Source organism: Rubrilithobacter danxiaensis, assembly GCF_047272945.1.
Classification (GTDB): domain Bacteria; phylum Bacteroidota; class Bacteroidia; order Sphingobacteriales; family Sphingobacteriaceae; genus Rubrolithibacter; species Rubrolithibacter danxiaensis.
Genome location: NZ_JBKOPS010000003.1, coordinates 282,956 through 302,506 on the forward strand (window position 1 = coordinate 282,956; position 19,551 = coordinate 302,506).

The 19,551-nt window shown below is 39.0% G+C and carries 20 protein-coding genes and 1 tRNA gene; 9 read left to right on the forward strand and 12 right to left on the reverse strand.

The window, feature by feature from the left end; genetic code table 11:
• Positions 1 to 98: 98 nt before the first annotated feature.
• Genes pdxH through ACLCDL_RS05245 form a run of 3 tightly spaced genes read left to right on the forward strand, consistent with a single transcriptional unit; the run spans position 99 to position 2,458 of the window.
• Positions 99 to 752: a pyridoxamine 5'-phosphate oxidase gene (gene pdxH / locus ACLCDL_RS05235; RefSeq protein ID WP_423147219.1), complete on the forward strand. Its 654-nt coding sequence runs from the start codon at positions 99 to 101 to the stop codon at positions 750 to 752.
• Between the two features lie 2 nt (positions 753 to 754).
• Complete coding sequence (locus ACLCDL_RS05240) at positions 755 to 1,255, forward strand: NADH-quinone oxidoreductase subunit C (protein WP_423147220.1); 501 nt, start codon at positions 755 to 757, stop codon at positions 1,253 to 1,255.
• A gap of 18 nt (positions 1,256 to 1,273) precedes the next feature.
• On the forward strand, positions 1,274 to 2,458 hold the full coding sequence (locus ACLCDL_RS05245) for an NADH-quinone oxidoreductase subunit D (protein WP_423147221.1): 1,185 nt from the start codon (positions 1,274 to 1,276) through the stop codon (positions 2,456 to 2,458).
• A 56-nt stretch (positions 2,459 to 2,514) separates the two neighbouring features.
• On the opposite strand, the gene ACLCDL_RS05250 is transcribed toward ACLCDL_RS05245, so the two are convergent.
• Together ACLCDL_RS05250 and ACLCDL_RS05255 are read right to left on the reverse strand one after the other, a co-directional pair.
• Positions 2,515 to 3,603, reverse strand: coding sequence for a trypsin-like peptidase domain-containing protein (locus tag ACLCDL_RS05250; RefSeq protein WP_423147345.1), 1,089 nt, complete (start codon positions 3,601 to 3,603; stop codon positions 2,515 to 2,517).
• 17 nt (positions 3,604 to 3,620) lie between these two features.
• On the reverse strand, positions 3,621 to 4,190 hold the full coding sequence (locus ACLCDL_RS05255) for an RNA polymerase sigma factor (RefSeq protein WP_423147222.1): 570 nt from the start codon (positions 4,188 to 4,190) through the stop codon (positions 3,621 to 3,623).
• A 135-nt stretch (positions 4,191 to 4,325) separates the two neighbouring features.
• Between ACLCDL_RS05255 and ACLCDL_RS05260 the strand changes: the two genes are divergently transcribed.
• The 3 genes from ACLCDL_RS05260 to ACLCDL_RS05270 all read left to right on the forward strand — a co-directional run bounded on the left by ACLCDL_RS05260 (position 4,326) and on the right by ACLCDL_RS05270 (position 5,135).
• Complete coding sequence (locus tag ACLCDL_RS05260) at positions 4,326 to 4,496, forward strand: hypothetical protein (protein WP_423147223.1); 171 nt, start codon at positions 4,326 to 4,328, stop codon at positions 4,494 to 4,496.
• Positions 4,497 to 4,628: 132 nt separating this feature from the next.
• Complete coding sequence (locus ACLCDL_RS05265; RefSeq protein ID WP_423147224.1) at positions 4,629 to 4,838, forward strand: hypothetical protein; 210 nt, start codon at positions 4,629 to 4,631, stop codon at positions 4,836 to 4,838.
• A gap of 114 nt (positions 4,839 to 4,952) precedes the next feature.
• Positions 4,953 to 5,135: a hypothetical protein gene (locus ACLCDL_RS05270; protein WP_423147225.1), complete on the forward strand. Its 183-nt coding sequence runs from the start codon at positions 4,953 to 4,955 to the stop codon at positions 5,133 to 5,135.
• 70 nt (positions 5,136 to 5,205) lie between these two features.
• Here ACLCDL_RS05270 and ACLCDL_RS05275 read toward each other — a convergent pair whose 3' ends face one another.
• The 4 genes from ACLCDL_RS05275 to ACLCDL_RS05290 are packed head-to-tail and all read right to left on the reverse strand — an operon-like array spanning position 5,206 to position 11,710.
• Complete coding sequence (locus ACLCDL_RS05275; RefSeq protein ID WP_423147226.1) at positions 5,206 to 8,595, reverse strand: efflux RND transporter permease subunit; 3,390 nt, start codon at positions 8,593 to 8,595, stop codon at positions 5,206 to 5,208.
• A 37-nt stretch (positions 8,596 to 8,632) separates the two neighbouring features.
• The gene (locus tag ACLCDL_RS05280; RefSeq protein ID WP_423147227.1) at positions 8,633 to 9,721 is read right to left on the reverse strand and encodes an efflux RND transporter periplasmic adaptor subunit; all 1,089 of its coding nucleotides are present in this window, start codon (positions 9,719 to 9,721) and stop codon (positions 8,633 to 8,635) included.
• 20 nt (positions 9,722 to 9,741) lie between these two features.
• A complete protein-coding gene (locus ACLCDL_RS05285) occupies positions 9,742 to 11,082 on the reverse strand; it encodes a TolC family protein (protein WP_423147228.1) in 1,341 nt (446 codons plus the stop codon).
• 13 nt (positions 11,083 to 11,095) lie between these two features.
• On the reverse strand, positions 11,096 to 11,710 hold the full coding sequence (locus tag ACLCDL_RS05290; RefSeq protein WP_423147229.1) for a TetR/AcrR family transcriptional regulator: 615 nt from the start codon (positions 11,708 to 11,710) through the stop codon (positions 11,096 to 11,098).
• Between the two features lie 145 nt (positions 11,711 to 11,855).
• On the opposite strand from ACLCDL_RS05290, the gene purB reads away from it, so the two are divergent.
• Complete coding sequence (gene purB / locus ACLCDL_RS05295) at positions 11,856 to 13,199, forward strand: adenylosuccinate lyase (protein WP_423147230.1); 1,344 nt, start codon at positions 11,856 to 11,858, stop codon at positions 13,197 to 13,199.
• Positions 13,200 to 13,277: 78 nt separating this feature from the next.
• Entirely contained in the window at positions 13,278 to 13,835 is a 558-nt protein-coding gene (locus ACLCDL_RS05300; protein WP_423147231.1) for a NifU family protein, read from the forward strand.
• Between the two features lie 17 nt (positions 13,836 to 13,852).
• Here ACLCDL_RS05300 and ACLCDL_RS05305 read toward each other — a convergent pair whose 3' ends face one another.
• The 5 genes from ACLCDL_RS05305 to ACLCDL_RS05325 form a co-directional block, all read right to left on the reverse strand.
• Positions 13,853 to 14,656 carry an inositol monophosphatase family protein gene (locus tag ACLCDL_RS05305; protein ID WP_423147232.1) on the reverse strand — a complete coding sequence of 268 codons (804 nt, stop codon included), beginning with the start codon at positions 14,654 to 14,656 and terminating at the stop codon, positions 13,853 to 13,855.
• A gap of 1 nt (position 14,657) precedes the next feature.
• On the reverse strand, positions 14,658 to 15,821 hold the full coding sequence (locus tag ACLCDL_RS05310) for a prolipoprotein diacylglyceryl transferase (protein ID WP_423147233.1): 1,164 nt from the start codon (positions 15,819 to 15,821) through the stop codon (positions 14,658 to 14,660).
• Between the two features lie 34 nt (positions 15,822 to 15,855).
• On the reverse strand, positions 15,856 to 17,175 hold the full coding sequence (mtaB, locus tag ACLCDL_RS05315; RefSeq protein WP_423147234.1) for a tRNA (N(6)-L-threonylcarbamoyladenosine(37)-C(2))-methylthiotransferase MtaB: 1,320 nt from the start codon (positions 17,173 to 17,175) through the stop codon (positions 15,856 to 15,858).
• A gap of 145 nt (positions 17,176 to 17,320) precedes the next feature.
• Positions 17,321 to 17,884 (reverse strand): UbiX family flavin prenyltransferase, encoded by a 564-nt coding sequence (locus ACLCDL_RS05320; RefSeq protein WP_423147235.1) that lies wholly within the window; start codon positions 17,882 to 17,884, stop codon positions 17,321 to 17,323.
• A 296-nt stretch (positions 17,885 to 18,180) separates the two neighbouring features.
• Positions 18,181 to 18,256, reverse strand: a tRNA-His gene (locus ACLCDL_RS05325).
• Positions 18,257 to 18,464: 208 nt separating this feature from the next.
• On the opposite strand from ACLCDL_RS05325, the gene rnhA reads away from it, so the two are divergent.
• Entirely contained in the window at positions 18,465 to 18,935 is a 471-nt protein-coding gene (rnhA, locus tag ACLCDL_RS05330; RefSeq protein WP_423147236.1) for a ribonuclease HI, read from the forward strand.
• 118 nt (positions 18,936 to 19,053) lie between these two features.
• Here the strand turns inward: rnhA and ACLCDL_RS05335 are convergent, their stop codons facing one another.
• Positions 19,054 to 19,548 carry a metallophosphoesterase family protein gene (locus tag ACLCDL_RS05335; RefSeq protein WP_423147237.1) on the reverse strand — a complete coding sequence of 165 codons (495 nt, stop codon included), beginning with the start codon at positions 19,546 to 19,548 and terminating at the stop codon, positions 19,054 to 19,056.
• Positions 19,549 to 19,551 lie beyond the last annotated feature (3 nt).

Sequence of the window (19,551 nt, forward strand, 5' to 3'; positions counted from 1 at the left end):
ACTATTAGTATTTATGATTTCGTCTTTTTAAAGACATGATTTAGCAGTTATAAATGATAAAAAGGCTGTTTATTAGTAAGTTTGCATCAAATTAATATATGCTTACAGATAAAGAAAAAATAGAAAGCCTGCGACAGGAATACAGGTCAGCAAAACTTTCAAAAAAAGAGGCTGATCCTAACCCCATCAGGCAGTTTTCGAAGTGGTTTAACCATGCGATGGATTCAGGAATATACGAGCCCAACGCTATGGTTCTTGCAACTGCAACACCTGATGGAAAACCATCGGCAAGAGTATTGCTGTTAAAGGGTTTTGATGAAAAGGGCTTTATTTTCTACACGAATTATTTGAGCAGAAAAGGACGGGAAATTGCAAAGAATCCGGTAGCATCCACTGTATTCTTCTGGAAAGAACTTGAAAGACAGGTGCGTATTGAAGGAACGATCGAAAAATTAAGCAAAGAAGAATCTGTAAGGTACTTTCATTCTCGCCCAATTGGAAGCCAGATCGGGGCAATTGCTTCTCCCCAAAGCCAGGAGATCAAAAGTAAAGAAATCCTCGAAAAGCGATTACAGGAGCTTGAATCAGAATATAAAGACAAAGAAATTCCGAAGCCAGCCCATTGGGGAGGTTATATTTTGAAACCACAGGTTATTGAATTCTGGCAGGGGGGTACCAATCGGCTGCATGATCGGATTGTTTATCGCAGCACTGGTAAGAATAGCTGGAAAATTGTTCGTTTAGCTCCATAACCATGACTTTTGAAGAGATACAAGCACTTTTACTAAATAAATTTGGCGCCGAAATTATTATCGGAGAAGAAAAAGCAGGATTACAGCCAGCTCTGATTATTGAAGCCTCCTCCATTGACAAAGTCTGTATGGAGTTGAGAGATAACAGCACTACTTATTTCGATTTTCTTGCCTGTATTACGGCTGTTGATATGGGCGTACAGGAAAATAAATTCGCTGTAGTGTATAACCTTACTTCAATTCCTTATAAATTGTCTTTAACGCTCAAGGTATATGTAGAAAACAACCGCGATCCTGAAAATTTACCCCTGCTGCCAAGTGTTTCTGCTGTGTGGCGTACTGCAGAGTGGCACGAACGGGAAGCCTATGACCTTGTAGGTATCTTTTTTGAAAATCATCCCGACTTGAGAAGGATTCTTCTGCCCGATGACTGGGTAGGTTATCCCTTACGAAAAGATTATACCAATCCGGAATATTATAAAGGGATAAAAGTTGAATATTAATAATTGTACACGCCAATAATGACAAACAACGCAGTAACACGCTATCAGGAGAGAATGCAGGAACTCGGATCAGAAGAAATGATCCTGAATATGGGGCCTCAACACCCTTCAACACACGGAGTACTGCGGCTGGAACTGATAACAGACGGCGAAATCGTAAAAGAAGTTTTTCCGCATGTAGGTTATCTGCACCGTTGTTTTGAAAAACATGCCGAGCACCTTACCTATCAGCAAACCATCCCTTTTGTTGACCGCCTGGATTATCTTGCATCAATGAACAGCAGCCACGCCTGGGTTATGGGCGTAGAGCGAATGCTTGGAATAGATAAAGACATTCCTAAGAGAGTCGAATATATCCGTGTATTGGTATGCGAGTTAAACCGTATTGGCTCTCATTTAATAGCTCTTGGCACTTACGGAATTGATATAGGAGCCTTTACCCCCTTTTTGTGGTGTTTCCGGGACCGCGAACATATAATGAACATGCTGGAATGGGCTTCAGGAGCACGGATGCTTTATAATTATATTTGGGTTGGGGGAATTTTTTATGACCTTCCGGTTGGCTTTGAAGAAAGATGCAAAGAGTTTATTGATTACTTTAAACCCAAAATGGGCGAACTGAACGAACTGCTTACTGATAATCAGATCTTCATTTCAAGAACTGCCAAAGTTGGAATTTTGCCGCTTGATGTTGCTATTAGCTACGGATGTTCAGGACCCATGTTGCGAGGATCCGGATTAAAATGGGATTTAAGACGTGTTGATGAGTATTCTGTATATCCCGAATTAGAATTTGACATCCCGGTAGGAAAAGGGGAAATGGGTGCTGTTGGAGATTGCTGGGACAGGTTTAAAGTCCGCGTGGATGAAATAGACCAATCTGTTAAGATTATTGAACAATGTCTTGATCGTTTGCAAAAGGAATTAAAGCGCACACCTGATTTTGATCCAAGAGCAAAATTACCTAAAAAGATTATTCCCAAAGCGCAGGATTTTTATATGCGAGCTGAAAACCCAAAAGGAGAATTAGGCTTCTATTTTATTTGTGACGGAAAAACAGAAATTCCCAAAAGGGTAAAATGCCGGGCGCCCAGTTTTAACAACCTGCAGGTAATTTCAGAAATATCAAGAGGAGTATTAATAGCTGATCTTATCGCCATCATTGGCTCGATTGATATTGTTTTGGGCGAACTGGACAGATAAAAAAAGAAAAAGCCTTGAAATCAAGGCTCCTCCATCAAGTTAACCAATTGTATATCTTAATATACCTTTACCATAAAGATATAATTCTGGAGCTTTTTAATCTGATCGGTGCGTTTTAATCCGTTCAGGCCATTATTTCTTTTATTAAGAACCAGTTTTTGATCTAATGAATCTTCAGGAATTTCCTCTATTGCTTTTAAAAGATAATCAGATTTGGTAGCAAAAGCCACCCCGTCAGACTGCATTTGCTTGCCCGTAATAACCCCGATAATATTTCCTTTTGAATCTAATAACGGACCACCGCTATTACCCGGATTAACAGGAATTGATACCTGGTAGGCTAACGTATCGTTAGCATATCCGGTGCTTGAACTTAAATAACCTTCGCCGTATACCGGATTATCTTTAGGAAAGCCCATGGTATAAACACGCTCTCCCAAATCAGTGATATTCTTTTTAAAAGTATAGGGTAACGTGTTCAACGATTTAAAATCGGGATCAATAATTTGCAGTACCGCAATATCATATGCTGGATTCTGATGAATCAGCTTTACTTTATAAGACCGGCCTTTCGTATCCTGCACATACACTGAATCTGCTCCTTTTATAACATGAAAATTAGTTACTACATATCCGTTTTCAGAAAGCGCAAATCCTGTAGCTCCAAACTCACCCGGGTCAGACGGAGGTAAATTATTATCCTCCTTGATATTATTTATTAAGGCATGCTGCGATTTTTTGATCTTGTTAATCTCTCTTCTGAGCGCACTGTAATTAGAATTATTTGCGTTATTCTTAGAGAAAAAACCCGTGGTAAGCATGGTAGCCAACACTGCAATAATAGCTACGGAAGCTGCAACTGCAGCATTCATTCTGTATTTGTTCCAAAGCGTTTTTATAACCGATGGCTGAGGAAGAATTTCTTTCTTTAAAGCGTCAATATCTAAAGAACTGTGAATTTCATTCATACGGGAAGAAAGCTGGCGCATTTCACCTGCTTCTTCCAATTGCTTAAGAAAATTCATGTGAGATATCACCATGTGATCCAGTTCAAAATCCGACCGGCGTTGCTGTTCAAACTCCGCCCGTTCCCTTTCTGACATTTCACCTCTTAAATAAGCTTCAATCCGTTCTAACAATTCCATTTTCACTTGACAAATAGTTAAATTGACTGGAAGAATAATTTCTTCAAGCGCTGCAGGCATTTATATTTCTGGTTTTTCGCATTATCTGCATTCGTATAACCAAACTTCTCACAAATCTCCTGCATTGAATTGTGATGAATATAAAAATCTTCTATAATGGTTTTACAAGGTTCGCCCAGTTGGGTTAAGGCCTGCTCCATCTGTTTATACTGCCGGTCTCTCTCTGTATGCTGCTCCAGGTCATCTTCAACTGCGATTACATCTTCAAAATCTTCAATCTTTGCTGTATTACGGCCTTTCAAACTTAGTTTCTTAAGCCATAAACGTTTGCTTACCGAATAAATGAAAGTTTTAAGCTTGCTGTTAAGTTCAAAATTTCCACTTTTAATCTTATTATAAAGAACAATTACAGTTTCCTGAAAAATATCCTTGGCATCGTCATCATCCCCGTTATTGGTAAGCACTAATTGCAAAACCATCGGAAAATATGCTTTGTACACCTTTTCAAGAATATCTTTTGAGCTGTTGAGGACTCCTAAAATTATCTCGTTATCTGTTGGAACTGACCTTTTTATCTCCCTGCTCACTATTTAATACAGTAATATTTAAATTGTAACCCAATGATAGGTAAAATATTTTTTCCAATCATTTTTGTTGATAACAGGGTTACTTTTGAAGCCACAAAGGTATTAAAACACACACATCTACTAAATCCTATTGCTATGAAAAACAAATTAAAATACGGTTTTCTTACACTTATCTTTTCACTTGCGTTATCGGCATGTAGTTCCAATAAATCAGGTAATGATGGAGGATCAGACACACAGCCTGCTGCACTTGATTCTACAAGTACCGATACTTTAGGTGCTACCGGAAATGATAGTATTCAATAACTAATTTAAGCTTGCTTAACCCAGACCGCTACCTTATAGGAGCGGTTTTTTATTTTTTTTAAAATACTGGGGTTACCTTTTTACTACACTGGTATTAATGAATAAACTTATTAATTACTTTATTACAAAAACATGAAAAAGACATTCAAATTCGCATTCGTAGCTTTAGCTATTTCTTTATCAGTTGCTGCATGTAACTCTAACAAATCAGAAAGCGCTTCTGATTCAACTTCAGTAAGTGCAGATTCTTCTGTTATGACAACTGATTCAGCTGCTACTACTGTTGATTCTGCTGCTGCTACTACTGATTCAGCTGCTACTGATACTGCTGCTGCTCAATAATTTTATTAAGCATCATAAAAAGCTGCTTCGGTATTCCGGAGCAGCTTTTTTATTTAGGGTTACTTTTCTTAATCCGCCAGTATTAAAGATTATTGAACCAATTAATCCTTCATCATGAAAAAATTATTTAAAATCTTTTTTTTAGCATTTGCAGTTTCTTTGGCTGCTTCTGCCTGCAGCTCCAATATGTCACATGAATCCACTTCTGATTCTATCGATTCTGTAAGAGATTCCGTATCGGATGCAATTGACTCAACATTCAATTCTCCTGCCGACTCAGCAGCGGATACCTTATAAAAAAATCAAGGCCTGCTGAAACCAGCAGGCCTTGTGACAAACAATCAACCAAAAACTTTCTTAAAATTTCTTAATCGCCACTGAACGTTCTTTTGAACCAGCCTTTTACCTTTTTAGAGTTTGAATCTGAAATAAGATACATACATGGAACTAAAACCAGTGTCAGGAAAGTTGCGAAACTTAAGCCGAATATCATAGTCCATGAAAGCGGCCCCCAAAAAGCAACATTATCCCCTCCGAAATAAATATGAGGATTGAACTCTGTAAGCAATAGGGTAAAGTCGATATTTAAACCAACTGCCAGTGGTATTAAACCCAGCATGGTTGCTGTTGCTGTAAGCAATACCGGCGTCATCCGTGTTCTTCCTGCCTCTATTACCGCTTCTTTTACAGACATACCCTGTTCAATCATCAGGTCAGTAAACTCTACCAATAATATCCCGTTGCGGACTACAATTCCCGCAAGCGCAATTATACCCACTCCTGACATTACGATAGACATTTCCATTCTGAAAATAGTTACTCCAAGTAATACACCGATTACACTGAATAAAATTTCACTCAAAATTATAATCGGCTTGCTAACTGAATTAAACTGAGTTACCAGGATAATCAGGATCAAACCAAAGGCAATCATTAAAGCCTTACCTAAAAACGCAGCGGTTTCCAGCTGTTCTTCCTGCTCGCCGGCCATTTTAATCTCTACTCCTGCCGGTGCTTTAAATTGGCTTACTTCAGACTGAATATTAGCAACTACTTCGTTGGCATTGTATTCTGCCAATACGTTTGATGAAACAGTAATCACACGTTTTTGCTGTTTACGCTTGATACCTCCATACGTATTTACATAATCTATATCGGCAAAAGAAGAAAGGGGAACCTGGCGGATAACGCCACCCATACCCATATCGCGATAGGTAAACTTCATATTCCGTAAGGCCTGAAGATTATTTCGCTGGTCTTCCTGCGCCCTCAGATTAATTTCATAATCTTCATTCACATCGCGGAATTTCGAAACCTCTTTACCAAAGATCGCTGTACGCAGGCTTGCACCAATTTGTCCGCTTGAAAGCCCTTCACGGTTTGCCCTTTCGCGGTTAATATCAAATATAATTTCAGGTTTATTATTCTGGAAGTCGGATTTTAACTCCTCAACTCCCGCAATTTGCTTTTCTTCCAGGAATTTTTGCAATCTTTCGGAAGTTTTAACCAACGAGTCCAGGTCATCTCCCGATATTTCAATAGAAATTGGTTTTGCTGTAGGAGGCCCTGATTGTTCCTGTGTTACTGTTATTTCAGCCCCCGGAACTCCTTTTACAGCATTTCTAACTTTACTTAAATACTCAGTTGTATTTACCCCATTACGTTTGCCGTATTCAACAAAAGCAACGGTTACCTTTCCCCGGTTGGCATAATTTCCCTGATCCTCATCCTGCGGATCGGTAACGCCGACTGTCACATTCGAAATAATAGACGATACGATAGGATTATTTCTTCCTACTACACCGGTAACTTTATTTTCTATTTTCTTTACCACCTCATTGGTGTAAGCCTGGTCTGTTCCTACAGGTAACTGAACATATACATAAATAAAGTTCGGATCTGAAGACGGGAAGAATACAATCTTAGGAGGTACAACCGCAATTAAAACGATAGAAAAGAAGAACAATCCAACTGTTCCCCATAGCATAGTCCGCGGGCGATCTAATGCCCATCTTAACAGATTCGTATATCTATCCTGAAATCTCGGCCAGATGTTATTCTGAAAACGTTTAACTGCACCGGTAAGGAAGAAATGGTTCAGGAGGTACAATAAGGCAAGAAAGACAATAAAATTACCAAAGCCAAAGTTTATCAGGTAGGCAAGTACTGCCAAACCTCCTAATATCAGCAAAGTACGCTTTACTGTTTTATCAAACCGTGGTTTATGATCTTCATCCTCATTATGCGGTTTCATGAAGTCAACCGCAAACACCGGGTTAATTATATATGCTACCAACAGAGAAGCCAGCAGGGTAATAATTAAAGTTGCAGGCAGGAAAAACATAAATTCCCCGATGATTCCAGGCCAGAACAACAAAGGTACAAAAGGAGCAAGTGTAGTTAATGTTCCAGATAATACCGGAAGGAAAACTTCGCCGGCAGCCATCTTTGCTGCCTGTTTAATTGGCACACGGCCATTATCGAAAATACGGTGCGTATTTTCAATTACTACAATGGCATCATCCACTACGATTCCCAGACCCAGTAAAAAGGAGAACAGCACCATCATGTTCATGGTGAAACTGAAGTCAAATATTCCTCCAAGAGCAGGCATGGCCAGAAAGGCAACAAACATGGATAATGGAACCGAAAGAGCCACAAACAAGGCGTTGGTAACTCCCATAAAGAACATTAAAATAACGGTTACCAGGATAAATCCGATAATGATTGTATTGATCAAATCATGCAGAGTAACACGGGTTTGATCAGACTGGTCGCCTGTAATTGTGATATTCAGATTTTCAGGAAGCACAGTTCCTTTCATATCCTTAATCAGCGCATTGATCTTATCCGAAGCTTCTATCAGGTTTTCCCCGCTTCTTTTTTTAACCTGAAGGGTAATTACATTTTTTCCGTATAAACGTGCATAACTTTCCTGCTCTTTAAATGAATCCCTTACATCTGCTATATCCTTCAGATAAACGGAACCGCCGGTTGGCGTTTTAACAATAATGTTTGCTATCTCTTCTGCACTTTTAAAATCCTGCTTTACGTTTATGCTTCTTCTTACGCCATCCATTTTTACCGAACCAGCCGGAATTGTCATGTTTTCGTATCCTACAGCACTTTCTACATCGTTAAAGGAAATCTGGGCGGCAGCCATCTTATTCAGATCCACATTAATCTGAATTTCCGGTTCTAAAGCTCCAACTATATCAACCCCTGATATCTCTTTTAAACCTTCTATACGATCCTGCAGGTCATCTGCATATTCTTTCAGGCTTTTCAGGTCATAATCTCCAGAGATGTTTACATACATTATCGGCATATCCGATAAGTTGATATCAAACACCTGCGGATCTGTAGGAAGATCAGTAGGCAAGTCCTGCTTTGCCTTATCAACTGCATCGTTAATACGTTGCTTTGCATCTACAATATCTACGTTTGTATTAAACTCGGCAGTTATCATAGAATACCCTTGAATGGAGTTGGATGTAATCTTTTTTAAACCTTCTGTTCCACGCATCTGCTTTTCCAGTTGCTTGGTTACAAGGGTTTCCATATTTGCCGGAGAAGTACCCGGATAAATAGTATACACCATTATTTTGGGGATAACTATTTCCGGAAAGTTCTCTTTAGGCAAGCCATTATAGGTAAAGAAGCCAAGAACAGTAATAATAAAAGCCAATACATAGATTGCGGTTTTATTATCTATTGCCCAGCTTGATGGTTTAAATTCTTTATTTACGTCTTTCATCTGTCATTTAGAATTGATGAGTGAATATATACGGCAATTAAAACTTCAGCGTATCGCCTTCATTCAGGCTGGAAAAGCCTACAGTTACTACCTTATCCCCCGCTTTAAGTCCTGATAAAACTTCTGCCCGGCCATCGTAGATTTTGCCGGTTTCTATCACGGCACGTTTAGCCTTGCCGTTTTCTGCTATATAAACATATTCGCCACTTTCTGATTTTTGGATCGCATTTACAGGTACGGTCAGTGCCTTGTTATTTCTATAATCCACAATTTTTAATACCGCCAGCATGTTTGGCCGGTAAATAGATTTGGAAGGTAGCTTAACTTCCACATTAAAGCTTCTTGAAACAGGATCAATAACTTTAGAAACAAATGTTAAACGTGTATTTAAAGAATCCTGGGCATCTGGCAACAGCACCTGTACCTCATCCCCCTGGTTTACTTTTGAAGCGTATGTTTCTGCAACCAAAGCCTTTGCCTTTAAATCGCTTGCGTTTACCACACGTATTCCTGACGCTCCGGGCATTACCGCCTGGCCTATTTTAAGATCCATTTGATCAACGGTACCAGAAATAGGTGATTTGATCTTATACATGGAAAGCTGAGAACGCAATACGCCCATTTGCTTTTCAAGTCCTTCCTTCTGGGTCTTCACATTCAGATACTGAACTTCCGTGCCTATTTTTTGTTCCCAAAGCGCTTTCTGGCGATTAAACAGATTTGTAGCAAGGTCTAATTGTGTTTGCAGCTGAGCCATATTCTGGCGAAGAACTTTATCATCTATCTGCGCCAACACCTGGCCTTTACTTACATGCTGACCTGCTTTAACATAAATAGCTGTTACCACACCCTGCATTTCGGGATTTACCTGCACGTTTTCTTCCGCATCTACCTTACCCTGCACCTCTACATAATTTTTAAAAACAACCGGTACCACTTCAGTAACATTCACTTCACTTACTTTCTCAGCAGGTTTTTCGCCTACCTCACTTTCAAGCTTTGCTATTTTACTTTCAATTTCCGAGCGTTGTTTTTTCAGTTCGGCAAGTTCAGTTTTTTTATCTACCGCTTTTTTTCCGCAGGAAGCTATTATTAGAATTGTCGCTAAATAAATTAATCTTTTCATGATTATTAATTGTGATAATATTATTGAATACGTCCGTATGCTCTGTCTAAATCCACCTTGCTTATAAGAGCATCGTATAAAGCCTGGATATAATTATTTTGTGCCTCTTCAAGAGCGGTTTGTGCCTGCGTAACTTCCAGGCTTGAGCCTACACCCTGCTCGTATTTAATCCTCGAAACCCGCAACACCTCCTCGGCAAGAGACATATTACTTTTTTGATTATTCAAAGACTGGATTCCGTTGGTATACATAACACGGGCCTGTTCCTGCTGAAGCTGTAAGCCATTCTTTACGGTATTTAGCATGTTCTCAGACTTTTGAACAGCAATTTTTGCCTGTCTCACCTGGTTGAGTCGCTGGAAGCCGCTAAAAATTGGAACATTGAGCTGAAGGCCTACTACTACTGTAGGAAATTTTTCATCGAGAAGATTAGAAAACTGGTCACTCTGAAAATTATAAGAACCACTGCCAAAAGCGGCTAAAGAAGGAAGTGCCTCTGATTTAATCCGTTGTAAATCCAACTGATTTAACTTCTTCTGCGTTTCCAACAGACCATATTCGATGCGTTTCCGGTATGCAGTAGTATCTGGTTCAACCGATAAATCCGTTTCCAGTTTAATATCTTCAATTTTATCGGTCAACTTCAGGTTATCTGCAACTGGCATTCCCATCTGAAATTTAAGAAGCTGATAACCAAGAGCAAGCAAGCGAACCGTATTTTCTCTTGTTGTTGATAGGTTATTATACAAAACCTGGATTCGTGACAGATCAATTTTTTCAACAAATCCCTGCTCATTTAATGCTGTTGTTTCGTTCAATTGCTTTTTAAGCTGATTCAGATTTGCATCTATAAGTTTCAGCTGCTCTCCATTAACTAAAACCTGATAATATGCTTTTGTAACTGCAATTTCTGTTTCAATTTTTGTCCTGTTAAACGCTCTTTGCGAAAGCTCTTTATACGTTTTAGATGCTTTCAAACCAACTAAATAGGTCCCATTAAAAAGCAGTTGCGAAACGCTCAACCCTGCATTTGCCTGATATTTTACCCCAAATTTTACAGGAATAAAGGTGCCTGGCTGATTAAAAAACTCTCCGGGCAACAAGGTAGTTGGAATTTTTAAATAATCCTGCAAGGCAGCACTTCCACTTACCTGCGGTAGTCCGATGCCTATAGTTTCCTTCACTTTATAGTTTGCACTTTCAATATCCAAGCGGGCATTCTTCATCGAGTCCTGGTTTGCATATGCATAATCCAAACATTGCTGCAGGTTGAATTCGTGCGTTTGCCCTCCCGGATTGTCCTGAGCTTTTACAAACAGCGTTGAAAAGCTTAAAAGACCTATTAGAAAAAGATATCTCATAAAAATTTAAGTTTTAGTCTTCGTCAGTTATATGCTTATAGTTGTTTATTAATTTATGGCCTTTCAGTGTACAGATGCCATATAAAAAATGGGCTGTCAATTCAGTCAAAACCCTGGAAATACTGTATTCTTTCACGGGGAATGTTGTTTGATTAAATATTAAATCAATTTGTTCAATTCGCATTCTTGTTATAATATCTACGTCAAGTTCTTTTCTGTAATAGCCTTCCTGTATTCCTCTTAGCAGGTTTTGCCTTATTTTTTTATAAAAAATATTCTCTCTGAAAGCTTTAAAAACCTGCCAAGCCTCCCGATGATACTTTTGCAGATCGTAAAAAAGCGTCGGATTCATATTAGATAGCATTACCTCCGTATGTGTTACAGCTTCAAAAACTTCATCGATAGCATTTTTTGCTTTTTGTGAAGTTGCATCCATCACACACACCTGGTTTTCCATCTTATCACTCATTAGCAGCACAACTAACTCGTTCTTATCTTTAAAATGCTGATAAATTGTCTTCTTTGATATTCCAAGATGCCTTGAAATATCATCCATGGTTACACTCTTTATTCCAAAAGTGCAAAACAGCCGGTCTGCTTCTTTAATTATATGTTGTTTTAAATCCAAGTCACATTTCTTTATTTCGTCGCAAAACTATGGAAACTTTTTTCAATTCCAAAGTTTCCGAAAAAAATTATTCTTCTTCTTTACTTTATTAATCGGGCAAGGGGAAAAGATTTAAAACTGTAACTTTGGCCGAAATTATAGTTGTATGAGCTTTTCATCTTTATACGCCATTTCTCCGGTAGATGGCCGATATAGAAAAACTACGCACGAACTGGCTTCCTATTTTTCTGAAGCAGCTTTAATTGAGTTCAGGGTGTATGTTGAAATAGAATATTTTATTGCATTATGCGAACTGCCCTTACCGCAGCTGTCAGCTTTTGATGCTAACCGTTTTACTGATTTAAGGGATATTTATGAGCGTTTTCATGAAGATGATGCAGAGCGGATAAAGGAAATAGAACAGATTACGAATCACGATGTAAAGGCTGTCGAATACTTCATTAAGGAAAAGTTTGATGCTTTGGGATTAAGTGAATTTAAAGAATTTATACACTTTGGATTAACTTCTCAGGATATAAATAATACCGCGATCCCTCATTCGTTTAAGATAGCGTTAGAGAAAAGCTACCTTCCTGCAGTACATGACCTGGTTGACCGTTTGCGTAAATTATCGAACGACTGGGAGCATATACCTATGCTTGCTCATACACACGGACAACCTGCCTCTCCTACCCGTTTAGGGAAAGAATTGCGGGTATATGTTGAGCGATTGGAGAACCAGTTGCAATTACTAAAACATATTCCATTTTCAGCCAAGTTTGGGGGCGCAACAGGAAACTTTAACGCACATTCCATTGCGTATCCGGCAATTGACTGGGTTGTTTTTGCCAACCAATTTGTAAACAACCGCTTAAAGCTTTCCCGTTCGCAGCATACTACCCAGATTGAGCATTACGATAATTTCGCGGCGCATTGCGATGCTTTAAAGAGAATCAATAATATCCTTATTGATCTGAACCGCGATATGTGGACCTATATTTCCATGAATTATTTCCGCCAGAAAATTAAAGCAGGTGAAGTAGGATCATCAGCTATGCCGCATAAGGTAAATCCTATTGATTTTGAAAATTCAGAAGGAAACCTGGGTATTGCCAACGCCCTTTTTGAACATCTTGCTGCCAAACTTCCTGTTTCAAGGCTGCAACGGGATCTGACAGATTCGACAGTATTAAGAAATATTGGCGTTCCGGTAGCGCATACATTAATAGCTATTAAATCAACCGAAAAAGGATTAAATAAGCTCTTACTTGATGAAAATAAAATAAAGGCAGATCTGGAAGCAAACTGGGCAGTTGTAGCTGAAGCGATACAGACAATCCTGAGACGAGAAGGCTATCCTAACCCCTACGAAGCATTAAAAGAACTAACACGAACCAATAATTCTGTAAACGCGGCTACAATTTCCTCCTTTGTAGAAATATTAAACATTCGTGATGAGGTAAAAGATGAAATACGCAAAATAAGCCCTGCTACGTACACAGGAATTTAACCCGTCATCAACAGGTCAAAAGTTTTTCCTGCAGGCGGGATGCTTTAAAATTTGGTATTTTTGTATAAAAATAATTGTATGGCTACTAATATTAACGTATATACCGAGAGTACCCCCAACCCGGCAACAATGAAGTTCCTGGTGAATAAATTGCTTTTAAATGGTAGTGTTGACTATCCAACAAAAGAAAGCGCAGAAACATCTCCTTTTGCTAAAGAACTATTCAAGTTCAATTTCGTGAACGGAGTATTTTTCGCCAGTAATTTTGTTACAGTTACTAAAACAGAAACTGCAGACTGGGCAGATATAGAAGACATCCTGAAGGAGTTTGTAAAAGGTGCTGTTGAATCAGAACTTGCGATTAAGGAAACAGCCCATACCGAAACTCCTGACTTTGAAGGAACGGAGGCTGAAATTAAAATCCAACAGATACTACATGATTATGTTCGTCCGGCGGTAGAACAGGATGGCGGAGCAATCAGCTATAAATCGTTCAACGAGGGTGTAGTAACCGTAGAGCTTCGCGGGTCTTGCAGCGGCTGCCCTTCTTCAACTATTACATTAAAGGCGGGTATAGAAAACCTGTTAAAAAGAATGGTACCGGAAGTAACCGAGGTTGTTGCGGACGCAATGTAAAATAAAAAAGCGACTCCTCAGTCGCTTTTCTTATTAAAATGCTTTTGCACGATTGACAAAAGTGAGCCAGCAATCTTTCCGTTTGTTGCCACAACTTCTCTTGAAACAGGAAACTCTTCTTCTCCTGTAAAATTAACAACTTCACCTCCTGCTTCCCGAACTAAAACAATGCCTGCAGCAATATCCCACAGGTTAATGTTGTATTCAAAATATCCGTCAAAACGCCCGCAGGCTGTGTAGGCAAGATCAACAGCAGCAGAGCCGATGCGACGTAAGCCCTGGCATCTTTGAGTTAATTCTCTGAATAAATTTATGTACAGCTCCAGTTTATCAAAATTGTAAAATGGAAAGCCGGTTGCGAGCAGCGATTTTTCAACCGTTTCATTCCCGGAAACAGAAATTTTATTGCCGTTCAGGTATGCGCCACCATTTTTCCAGGCGCTAAAACATTCGTCACGGTTAATCTCATAAACAACTCCTAAAACTAGCTCATTGTCCTGCTGAAGCGCTATGCTGATTGAAAAAGCAGGAATACCATGAATAAAATTAGTAGTTCCATCCAAAGGATCGACAATCCAGTTAAACGCTTCTCCTTTTTTGTTAATGGTTTTTTCTTCTGTTATAAAACCTGCTTCAGGTAGTAATTCCTGAAGTTTCTTTACAATTTTCTGTTCTGCTGTTTTATCAACATAAGAAACAAGGTCGTTTACTCCTTTATATTCAATATGCTGCTGATTAAAATGGAGATTTTCGTGGCGTATAAATTCACCAACTTCATAAACCAGACTGATAACGCCATCAGTTAAATCCTTTAAATTCATCTCAGCTTATTATTTCTCTTTTTTTATACGCAGTAACCGACCAGATTACGCCAGCAATTCCTGCAAGTACCAGTATCAATGAAATTAATTCTGCTTGTGTAAATACCAGACCGAACGCATGATAGGTTGCATTTACCCGAATATGCTCAATCCAGAAACGCTCTATGCCGTTTAGTATTAAATACACAGACCATATCAAACCTGGCATTTTAATTTTTTTCCGGATAGACCACAGAAATAAAAAGAGAATGAGGCAAATTACAGCTTCATAAAATGATGTCGGATACACGCCGGCAGGCAATTCATTGCAATACTTGCCGGTACATCCGGGAATAAAAACTCCTTCATGTACAACATTATGCGGAAACTTGAAAGACCACATCCAGTCGGGTGCCCAGCTTAAAAAAGATGGTTTTGCTGATGTTACGGGAATTCCCCAGTCGCCGTCTCCCGACAAATGACAGCCTACACGTCCCACCGCGTAGGCAAGCATCATTCCCGGAGCACCAATATCCAGCATATGAACCGGTTTTATTCCGTTTTTATTTGCCAGATAAAGAACTGCCGCTCCACCACAAATTAAACCACCGTAAAAAGTTAAACCGCTAAATGAAAGCAGGCCGCCGATGGGATCTTTTACAAACTGATCCCAATGCTCCAGGTTATCAAAGATCTTCGCCCCAAGAAAACCCCAGATCGCCGCCCATACAATCAGGTTACCCATTAGCTGATGAGGATGAACCGTTTCTTCTACAATTTTAGGTTGAGGAAGCTTGCTTTTATTTTTCTCGCTATAAGCCCAGTAAACAAAGACTGCTGCTAAAAGCAAGCCGCCAACAATATTTCCCTTGGCAGAAAGAATAAAATTCTGAGGATCGTTTACAAACTCAGCATAATTTAAAACAGCATATAAAAGTTTATATCCTATTAAAAAACCAAAGAAACCGTTAAAAAAAAGTTCGGCTACCGAAGCTGGTTTGCCAATTGTAACCGTATGTTTAGAAGGTTTTAATATCCCTTCAGCCTCTTTACGTTTAAGTTCTTGCGAAAAAGCCCAGTAACCAGCAACAAATGCGAGTGCAACAAAAAAACCAAAAGTTTGTATAGGCAACGGAACCTTGATACCTGTTAGGTATTCAATTAAATAGGAAATGGTTGGAAACATGCCCTAAATATACAGGTTGATTTTGAAATTGAAATTAATGAATCAAAACTTCTGCCGCTTCTCTCACTTCTACTTCTCCTTCCGGAGCTATGGAAACAAGCTTTACCGCTTTTAATTCATTTACAAGAACCGGATCGTATTTCGCCCTGACTTTTACATAATTCGGTGTAAATCCTGTCATCATCCCCTCTTTCTCATCCGCCTCAAACAAAACAACCTGATCACTGCCTAATTGTGTTTCGTAAAAAGCACGACGCTTTTTTTCTGACAGAATGTGAAGCATTTTACTTCTATCGGCACGTTGTGCACCAGGAACCGGATCAGGCATTTCTATCGCTACTGTATTTTCTCGCTCCGAATAGGTAAATACGTGCAAATAGGAAATATCAAGCTGGTTAATAAAATTATATGTTTCTATAAAATCTTCCCGGGTTTCACCTGGAAAACCAACAATAACATCCACTCCGATACAGCAATCAGGCATTAAAGATTTAATTTTAGAAACTCGTTCGGCGTACAGTTCCCTCTTATAACGGCGGCGCATCAATCCCAGAATCTTGTTGGATCCGGATTGCAAAGGAATATGAAAATGAGGAACAAAACGCTGAGAAGCAGCTACAAAAGCAATTACTTCATCGCTTAAAAGATTTGGTTCAATAGAAGAAATCCGGATACGTTCGATGCCTTCAACCTGATCCAGTGCTTTCACTAGATCTAAAAATTTATCTTCACGCTGTCCGTTCCTGATTCCGAAATCGCCGATATTTACACCTGTTAAAACAATTTCTTTTACTCCCGAATCGGCGATACGCTCTGCCTGAAAGACAATATTTTCAATGGTATCACTTCGGCTTTTACCCCGTGCAAGAGGAATTGTACAAAAAGTACAGGAATAATCGCAGCCGTCCTGAACTTTGAGAAAAGTACGGGTGCGGTCTGCAAGCGAGTAAGATGAAACAAATTCATTTACCTCAGCAATAGGCTGATTAAATATCTGTGCTTTAGGTTTCTTTGTAAGGTCGGTAATGTGATCAACTATCTGGAACTTTTCAGCAGCTCCCAGCACCATATCAACACCCGGAATTTCTGCAATTTCTTTTGGTTTCAACTGCGCATAACAGCCTACAATGGTTACATAGGCATTTGGAGAGTATTTTAACGCTTCCTTTACCACTTTCCGGCATTTTTTGTCAGCATGGTCCGTTACCGAACAGGTATTAATTACATATACATCGGCCTTATTTGTAAAATCAACTATTTGAAACCCGGCCTGGCTGAAAAGCCTGCCAATGGTTGATGTTTCAGAATAATTTAACTTACACCCCAGCGTATAAAATGCTACTTTCTTGCTCATAATCAAGCTGCAAAGATAATTAAGATTGGCTTAAGGTGAAAGGAGTATTAAAAGGTTAAAGGTAAAAGGTTTGAGGCCTTAGGTTTTAAGTTTTAAAATTAAATAGCTGGCTCGATTTTTCATTTACTCCTCAGTCAATATATTTTTATCTACCCCATCTATAAGAGTCAGCTTCCAACCCAGCCAGATCTATTACGCGGCTTATTACGGTTCCGGCAAGCTCTTCTATTGTTTTTGGCAAGCTGTAAAAAGAAGGAGTTGCCGGGCAAATAATTCCACCGGCTTCAGTCACTGTTTTCATATTATTTATATGTATGAGGCTGAACGGTGTTTCCCGAACAACAAGAATCACTTTACGCCTTTCTTTTAGTATAACATCTACTGCACGGGTAGTAAGATCATTGGAAACTCCGGAAGCAATTCTGCCTAAAGTTCCCATCGAACAGGGACATATAATCATTGTATCAAACTTTGCCGAGCCAGAGGCAAAGGGAGCTTTAAAATCATTTTTTTCGTAAAAGTTAAACGGGTAGTTAGTGTAATTTTCTTCACCTATCTCGTATCTCCAAACATCCCTGGAATTGTCAGACATTACTACCCCTATTTCTTCCCATTGATCCTTAAGCGTTGTTAAGGTATCAAAAAGCAGCTTCGCATAAATCGATCCGCTTGCGCCGCTTACAGCAACAATAATTTTACGCTTATTCATCTCTCAGCAAAGATAAATAACAGATTTCCAAAGCAGGAATTTAAATTGCTATGGGGCAAAATTGGTTCTTATTTTCACAGATAACATAAAAAAGGGCCGAATAATAATATTCGACCCTACATCTACCTATGAAAAACATGCCCTTTGGGAGGGCACTACAAATATACGTAATTAAAACAGTTTCTAAAATTTTTTAAGAAAATATGTTTAAACACTAATATAAGCCCGAGAAAAAAATTTCAACGACAGTTAAATAATTGAAAACAAAAAAAGCCTTCTTTTCAGAAGGCTTTTTAGGGTGGAAGACCGGGCTCGAACCGGCGACCCCCAGAACCACAATCTGGTGCTCTAACCGACTGAGCTACATCCACCGTGTTTGGACTGCAAAACTACAGCATTTCAAACATTTTCCAAATTTTAGTAGCAAAAAAACACAAATAAATCTGTCATGATTTATTTAGAAGCAACGTTCTAATAGTGTGAACACCAAAAAGAATTAAGCGTACAATCTCCTGTAATCCTGCCTGATTTGGGATATTAGAATCATTCTTTTCCTGACAATTTGATTATAATTGCAGCAATGATTCAAATTTTTACTGATGGTGCTTCGAGCGGAAACCCGGGACCGGGAGGATATGGCGTAATACTACGTTCGGGAACTCATTACAAAGAATTATCTGCAGGCTATAGAAAAACTACGAACAACAGGATGGAACTTCTGGCTGTAATTGTTGCTTTGGAAGCCATTAAAAAACCCGGACAGGATGTCGTAATTTATTCAGATTCTAAATATGTTATTGACGCGGTAGAAAAAAAGTGGGTTTTTGGCTGGCTGAACAAAGGCTTTGCAGGCAAAAAGAATAAAGATTTGTGGCTTCGGTTTTTACAGCTTTACAAAATTCACAACATCAGATTTGTGTGGGTGAAAGGCCACGCCGGACATCAGGAAAACGAACGATGCGACCAATTGGCTGTACAGGCTTCGCTGAAAAAAGACCAGTGGCTGATAGATTCTGTTTTTGAAGCGGAAAGTAAAAATGAGAGTTTGTGAGGTGTAAGGTAGGTGTTAGGTATTAGGTATAAGGTCTATAACTATTCGCCATAATCTATTAACTATTCGCTATAATCCATGAACTATAAGCTATATCCTATCGGCTAAAAGCTATGAACTACTTCTTCCCCAGTTCAATTACTTCCATACTTTGAATCTTTTCCCCATCAATCGAAAAACGTAAAAGTGTACGCACCTGATGCCATCCCTGCTTACCGGCAGCGCCGGGGTTTAAATGAAGACAATTAATTTTTGGATCGTAGATAACCTTTAGTATGTGAGAATGCCCTGCGATAAATATTTTTGGAGGATTGCTAATTAACTCGGGTTTGATTTTCGGATTGTATTTCCCCGGGTAACCGCCGATATGAGTCATTAATACCTCAATCCCTTCGCAGGTAAATCGTAATTTTTCGGGATATATTTTTCGAATATCCTGATCATCAATATTTCCAAAAACTCCCTTTAACGGTTTAAATGAAGCCAGCCGGTTGGCTAATTCTAAACTTCCAAAATCGCCTGCGTGCCATATCTCGTCACAATCCTTAAAATATGCAAACACTGCTTCATCAAGATAATTGTGCGTATCGGATATTAACCCAATTTTTGTCATAGT

Excerpts from the sequence above, each read along its gene's own strand:
- ACLCDL_RS05250 (WP_423147345.1), bottom strand. The coding sequence starts at position 3,603 with ATGGAATTGTTAGAACGGATTGAAGCTTATTTAAGAGGTGAAATGTCA.
- rnhA (WP_423147236.1), top strand. The coding sequence starts at position 18,465 with ATGATTCAAATTTTTACTGATGGTGCTTCGAGCGGAAACCCGGGACCG.
- ACLCDL_RS05245 (WP_423147221.1), top strand. The coding sequence starts at position 1,274 with ATGACAAACAACGCAGTAACACGCTATCAGGAGAGAATGCAGGAACTC.
- ACLCDL_RS05265 (WP_423147224.1), top strand. The coding sequence starts at position 4,629 with ATGAAAAAGACATTCAAATTCGCATTCGTAGCTTTAGCTATTTCTTTA.
- ACLCDL_RS05260 (WP_423147223.1), top strand. The coding sequence starts at position 4,326 with ATGAAAAACAAATTAAAATACGGTTTTCTTACACTTATCTTTTCACTT.
- ACLCDL_RS05320 (WP_423147235.1), bottom strand. The coding sequence starts at position 17,884 with ATGAATAAGCGTAAAATTATTGTTGCTGTAAGCGGCGCAAGCGGATCG.
- ACLCDL_RS05335 (WP_423147237.1), bottom strand. The coding sequence starts at position 19,548 with ATGACAAAAATTGGGTTAATATCCGATACGCACAATTATCTTGATGAA.
- ACLCDL_RS05310 (WP_423147233.1), bottom strand. The coding sequence starts at position 15,821 with ATGTTTCCAACCATTTCCTATTTAATTGAATACCTAACAGGTATCAAG.
- ACLCDL_RS05305 (WP_423147232.1), bottom strand. The coding sequence starts at position 14,656 with ATGAATTTAAAGGATTTAACTGATGGCGTTATCAGTCTGGTTTATGAA.
- pdxH (WP_423147219.1), top strand. The coding sequence starts at position 99 with ATGCTTACAGATAAAGAAAAAATAGAAAGCCTGCGACAGGAATACAGG.
- ACLCDL_RS05275 (WP_423147226.1), bottom strand. The coding sequence starts at position 8,595 with ATGAAAGACGTAAATAAAGAATTTAAACCATCAAGCTGGGCAATAGAT.
- mtaB (WP_423147234.1), bottom strand. The coding sequence starts at position 17,175 with ATGAGCAAGAAAGTAGCATTTTATACGCTGGGGTGTAAGTTAAATTAT.
- ACLCDL_RS05300 (WP_423147231.1), top strand. The coding sequence starts at position 13,278 with ATGGCTACTAATATTAACGTATATACCGAGAGTACCCCCAACCCGGCA.
- purB (WP_423147230.1), top strand. The coding sequence starts at position 11,856 with ATGAGCTTTTCATCTTTATACGCCATTTCTCCGGTAGATGGCCGATAT.
- ACLCDL_RS05285 (WP_423147228.1), bottom strand. The coding sequence starts at position 11,082 with ATGAGATATCTTTTTCTAATAGGTCTTTTAAGCTTTTCAACGCTGTTT.
- ACLCDL_RS05270 (WP_423147225.1), top strand. The coding sequence starts at position 4,953 with ATGAAAAAATTATTTAAAATCTTTTTTTTAGCATTTGCAGTTTCTTTG.
- ACLCDL_RS05240 (WP_423147220.1), top strand. The coding sequence starts at position 755 with ATGACTTTTGAAGAGATACAAGCACTTTTACTAAATAAATTTGGCGCC.
- ACLCDL_RS05280 (WP_423147227.1), bottom strand. The coding sequence starts at position 9,721 with ATGAAAAGATTAATTTATTTAGCGACAATTCTAATAATAGCTTCCTGC.